Here is a 5,619-nt window from a genome sequence, read left to right as displayed (position 1 = left end):
TAATCATGATGACTTAATTCTATGCAGTCTTCAGGGTTTTTCACCCTTACAACTTTTCGGTAGTGTCACCAGAGGCAGTGGCACCACCCGGATACCATCCCGAGCTCGCTTGTTAAACCCCCAGGTGCCTCATATATTTGCCCCGTCACTCCCCCTCGACAATACCTCTATGCCTGGAACGTTATTTACACCACAGATCCTATCTAGGGTTTGCTGAATAAATAGTGGAAGACCCAGAGAAGGATTGATGATTGATTCAAGCCGACGATCGAATAAGTTTTTGTTTGCTCTCGTAAGTCGAGTTATAGTTTTTGATAATGACTAGCCCGGAAACAAGTGTTGTTTTCGCAAATAGACACAAAAAAACACACAAAAACCGTTTGAGTCCGGTAGAAAGATTCATGACTAAAAAAGTAATAGCAATGGCAGTTTGAGAAGTATTTGGAAGTTTAGCCATCACGAGAGCGGGGCTAAATCTTCGCTTTCCTTGACCGAACTTTCCCTCAATCGAACTGCGAATTCTCTCATCTTCTAATGCTTGCTTCTTTTTTTCTGGACTGACATTTGCTGGCGCTCTTCCGTCATGAGGGCCACTGATTCTAATCCCTCTTTCTTTACACCAAGCTCGGTTCTCTCTCTTCCGATAAATGCGATCGACATGAACAGATTCTGGATAAGAGCCGGTGAAGTTGCGATAGGCTTCTACTTGAGCCTTGAAGTCTCCTGATTCGTTAAAGTTATCCCAACTGATCCGGTCTAAAAATACATATCCCTCAAAGCTGCTCGCTGAGAGTTTTGCGCCAAACTCTACGGGTTGTCCGGCTTTTCCCCTGACTATGGGACGAATCTGGGGTTGACTTAAACTTACAATTCGGTCTTCAATACTTTGTTTATTCTTTTTAAATAACTCCAACTGTTGCCGATAGACTTCGGACACCACGAGCAACATCTTATATTGCTTTTTACTGAGGCTTTCTAGTGAAGCTCCTGACTCGATTAGCTGGGTGATATGAGATAGGTTTCTTTTGAGATACTGGAGTTGTTTTTTAATCGCTTTTCTTTTCTGTTTCCGGGAAGGTCGTCGTTGTTTAGCGACTTTTAAGTAGTCTTTTCGACCAATCTGACGGTAGGTTCTGGGTTTTTTAAGAATTTTATCTTTCAGTGGTTCATAGAGGACATCTATAAATTTTTCCGTGTGTTGTCTGGCTTGATTTAAGAGTTTTAAGTCGGTCGGATAACTAATATCGGCTGGGGCACAGGTGGCATAAGCGGATTAATTTTCCTTGATTTTTCGGCGGCTCAATTTCTGGTGATGGATTTTTTTTTTCGCCGTCGGCGCTGCCGATTTCTCGCAATTTTCTTACGACTTCTCGATTGACTTTGTTAACGAGTTAGGCGCTAATTGTTTGCCGGAAGTGAACTAATAAAGACGGGTCAAATGGCACCTCATTGCTGTAAGATAACTGACCGATAAAGTATTGCAGCTAAGGGTTCTCTCGGATTTGCTCGACGGTTTCTCTATCACTAATTCCCAGCTTTTCTTTAATGATTAATGACCCTAACGCCAGCCGAAACGATTTAGCTGGGGGACCGACTTCTGTCTCGAAGTTTTGAGCATATTCTGCTTCAAATTCTGACGCCCGGAATTAGCTGGGCTAGTTGCACCCAACGGTTATCTGCTGCCAACTTTCCCCCGAAGGGGAGGTCAAAGTCTTCAGCAGGGCTTGGGGCTTGTTCCACTTTTCGGTACACGATCGCCAAGGGGGATGCACGGGTTTTGAGCGATTTTAGCAGTTTTTTTGGCACGCTTACCACCCAAGTAGCGCTCACAAACCCAATTAGCGTCACTTTTTTCTCGTTATTCAGCAAGCCCTATCTATACAGATAGGATCTGTGGTGTTTTTGCTAATTAAGTTTTAAGTTGCTATACCTGTTAAAGTAATTTCGATCGCCCTCAATACAATTTGATTCAATGTGGGATAAAATTGCCGCACGCATTGCCGAAGTAACAGGAGACAAATTTTCGATCGACAATCGCCGTTCCGTCAGCGGTGGCTGCATCAATCAAGGCTATTATATCAGCAGCAGTGCCCGCGCTTACTTCGCGAAATTAACTCCAGCTTCCCAAGTCGCGATGTTTGAAGCCGAGGCTTTGGGTTTGCAGCAAATGCGGGCAACCCAGACGATTCGAGTACCTGATCCGATTTGCTGGGGAACTGAGGGGAATTCAGCTTATATTGTGCTGGAATGGCTGGATTTGGAAAGCCGCGGGGGCGATCGAGCTTGGGAGGAAATGGGGCGCCAACTGGCGGCGATGCACAAATACACCCCCCCCAACCTCCCCTTCGCAAGGGGGGGAAAAAAGCCTAATTCTGCTCGGGTGAGGGGATGTTTTGGTTGGGATATTAATAATACGATCGGATCAACTATACAAATTAATAATTGGACGGCAAATTGGGCAGAATTTTGGGCCGAACATCGGATTGGTTATCAGTTAAAATTGGCTAGGGATCGGCGCGGCCATTTTCCGCAAGGGGAACGTTTATTAGAGATGATTTCTCAATTGTTAGCTGGTTATGAACCTCAACCTTCGCTAGTTCACGGGGATTTATGGGGGGGGAATGTGGGGGTGACATCTGCGGGGGAACCGGTGATTTTTGACCCGGCGGCATATTTTGGAGATAGAGAAGTTGATATTGCTATGACTGAGCTATTTGGTGGATTTCCTAGGCAGTTTTACCGGGGATATAATCAGGTTTGGCCTTTGGATGCAGGGTATGACCAACGCAAAACTATTTATAATCTGTATCACATTTTAAATCATTTTAATTTGTTTGGTGGGAGTTACGAGTCCCAGGCGAATCAAATGATTAATCGAATTTTGGGTTAGTTAATAATCTGATTCTTTTTTAACTGCAACCCTCGCAGATAAACGCGGATTTAAGGTTTATCTGCGAGGGTTGCAAGTTTATTTTTGCTTAGCAGCAGCTTTTTTCTTTGCCTCTTTTTCGGCTTTTTTAGCTGCTTTTTCAGCTTCTAGTTGGGCTAACTTGGCTAGCTCTTTTTCTTCAGCTATTTTATCGAGATAGTAGTGGTAATCTCCCAAATAAGTGCGAAACTCTCCATCCCGGATTTCGACTATTTTGTTGGCGACTTGGGAGATGAAATAGCGATCGTGCGAAACGATAATTACGGTACCGTCATAATTCTGAATCGCCTCTTCCATCATCTCTTTCGCCGGAATGTCGAGGTGATTTGTCGGTTCGTCCAAAATCAGCAAATTCACGGGAGTCAACAGCATTTTTGCCAAAGCTAGGCGGGCTTTTTCGCCGCCGCTTAAAGCCCCAACCTGTTTGAATACTGTTTCGCCCGTAAATAAGAAACGGCCCAACAAAGTCCGAACTTCTTCATTTTTCCAGTCTGGTACTTCGTCGTGAATGGTTTCGATCACGCTTTTATTCAAATCTAAGGCTTCTGCCTGATTCTGTTCAAAGTAACCGGGGATGACGTTGTGGCCTCCCAATTTGACCGTACCTTCAGAAGGCTTTTCTAAGCCCATAATCAGTCGCAGCAGGGTGGATTTGCCCGCGCCGTTGGGGCCGAGAAAGGCTATGCGATCGCCCCTTTCAATTAATAAGTCTGCTCCCAAAAATAGGATTTTTTCGCCGTAGGTGTGCACCAAATCTTCAATTATTGCTACTTCGCGACCGCTGCGGGGTGCGGGGGGAAAGCGGAAATGCAAAGTTTTTAATCCGCCGGTGGGCGCTTCGATGCGTTCGATTTTGTCTAACTGTTTCTCGCGGCTTTTGGCTTGGGTGCTGCGAGTGGCGCTGGCGCGGAATTTTTCTACGAATGCTTGCTGTTTTTCGAGTTCTTTTTGCTGGCTTTCGTAAGCGCTGAGTTGGGCTTCTCTGGCTTCTGCTTTTTGCAGCAGGTAGGAGGAGTAATTGCCGAGGTAGGTGCTGGAAACGCCGCGTTCTGTTTCGACGATTTGGGTGCAGAGCCGATCGAGAAATTCCCGGTCATGGGATACGATTACCATCGGGGTTGTCAGCCCTTTCAGGTAAACTTCCAGCCATTCGATGGTTTCTAAGTCGAGGTGGTTGGTAGGTTCGTCTAACAGCAGGATGTCGGGTTTTTGCAGGAGAATTTTGCCCAAACTCATCCGCATTTGCCAGCCGCCGCTGAAGGCGCTGACTAATCGATCGCCGTCTTCGGGTTCAAATCCGATTTCGGGCAGAATTTTCTCGATTTGCGCTTCTAAACCGTAGCCGTTTAAGCCTTCAAATTGCCGTTGCAGCCGATCCATTTTGTGGATCAGTTCATCGAGATTGTCTGGGGTGGAGTTTTCCAAGTCTCGATGGACTTGCATCAGGGATTCGTGAACTTCGTTGGCTTCGCTGAAGGCGCGCCAAAATTCTTCTCTGACGGTGCGAGTCGGATCTACTTCAAATTCTTGGGAGAGGTAGGCGATGTGGAGGCTGGCGGGGCGAATGACTTCGCCTGCGGTGGGTTCGATTTCGCCGGCGATGATTTTGAGTTGGGTGGATTTGCCGGCACCGTTAACGCCTACTAAGCCGATGCGATCGCCTGGCTTGACTTCCCAGGTGACATCTTTGAGTACGACGCCTGTGGGGTAAATTTTACTGATGTGTTCGAGTCGCAGCATTGTTGTGGGGACTGGGGAAGGGCAGGTTTAGCGGCGGATGGGATGCCGGCGCTGAGGTCGAGTTAATCTTAACAAATTTTAATTATATTTAGGGTATTGCCAGATTTTGATTTGGTAGGAGTTACGCGAAGAAACGGGGTTTCTCTGAAAAATCGCAGATTCTCAGCTAGAGATATACGAAGAAACCCGGTTTCTGGCCTCGATATGGGTTCAGGACTATTTGGGTGGGGCGGATCGGGCGATCGTGTGGTTTCAGATTGAATTTCTCGAATAATGGTTGAGACTTCTGCACATTATAATAGTGAGTGTCAACCTCGATAGCAAAAGAGAGCGATCGTGCCAGCAAGTGACATTTATCATCAAGTTGTCAAACAGGCTCTGATTAAGGCTGGCTGGACAATTACCCACGATCCGTATCCCTTGGCTTGGGCGAAGAGAAACCTATCGATATTGGTGCCGAACAGCTATTAGCTGCTGAGAACAACGATCGCAAGATAGCCGTTGAAGTTAAAAGTTTTATCAGAGAGTCTAGAATGGCAGATTTAGACCAAGCTTTGGGTCAATATACTCTTTACTATGACATCTTAAAACGGACCGAATCAGAAAGACAACTCTATCTTGCAATTCCACTAAATGCTTTTACAGAGCTTGTTGAAGGAGAAAATTTTGGTCAGATATTGCTAGATAATAACCGCCTCAATTTGGTTATTTTTAACAAAAAAATAGAGTGAATAGTACAAGGGAGAGCTTAAATAATTATCGCAAACTTGTTAAGCAGATCCTTACTGAATACGCTGAGATTCTAGTTTTTGACAGTGGAACAAAAAATGAAATAATTTTTGATTGGGAACATCACCGTTATATGTTAATAAATAGGGCTTGCTGAATATATCGATCGCACTTGATGTAGCCTGGGCTATGCGATCGCGAGAGCGAGGGTAAAGTGCAAA

Annotated in this window: 3 protein-coding genes and 2 pseudogenes; 3 read left to right on the top strand and 2 right to left on the bottom strand. The window is 45.4% G+C overall.

Features of this window, described 5'->3' with window-relative positions; all coding sequences use genetic code 11:
* Window positions 1-256: 256 nt before the first annotated feature.
* Window positions 257-1,752: pseudogene (locus QUA47_RS30060) on the bottom strand (IS5 family transposase).
* A 220-nt stretch (window positions 1,753-1,972) separates the two neighbouring features.
* On the opposite strand from QUA47_RS30060, the gene QUA47_RS30055 reads away from it, so the two are divergent.
* Window positions 1,973-2,890, top strand: a complete 918-nt coding sequence (locus QUA47_RS30055) for a fructosamine kinase family protein (RefSeq protein WP_333433511.1) — start codon at window positions 1,973-1,975, stop codon at window positions 2,888-2,890.
* Window positions 2,891-2,968: 78 nt separating this feature from the next.
* Here the strand turns inward: QUA47_RS30055 and QUA47_RS30050 are convergent, their stop codons facing one another.
* On the bottom strand, window positions 2,969-4,669 hold the full coding sequence (locus QUA47_RS30050) for an ABC-F family ATP-binding cassette domain-containing protein (RefSeq protein WP_333433510.1): 1,701 nt from the start codon (window positions 4,667-4,669) through the stop codon (window positions 2,969-2,971).
* Window positions 4,670-5,005: 336 nt separating this feature from the next.
* Between QUA47_RS30050 and QUA47_RS30045 the strand changes: the two are divergent.
* Window positions 5,006-5,400 (top strand): annotated as a pseudogene (locus tag QUA47_RS30045) (element excision factor XisH family protein).
* Entirely contained in the window at window positions 5,397-5,555 is a 159-nt protein-coding gene (locus QUA47_RS30040) for an element excision factor XisI family protein (RefSeq protein ID WP_333433508.1), read from the top strand. The pseudogene QUA47_RS30045 and the gene QUA47_RS30040 overlap by 4 nt, the downstream one beginning before the upstream one ends.
* Window positions 5,556-5,619 lie beyond the last annotated feature (64 nt).

Source organism: Microcoleus sp. MON2_D5 (genome assembly GCF_036701905.1).
Taxonomy (GTDB): Bacteria; Cyanobacteriota; Cyanobacteriia; order Cyanobacteriales; family Microcoleaceae; genus Microcoleus.
The sequence above is the reverse complement of the archived record's forward strand: the minus strand, read 5'-3'. Positions and strand labels throughout refer to the sequence as shown.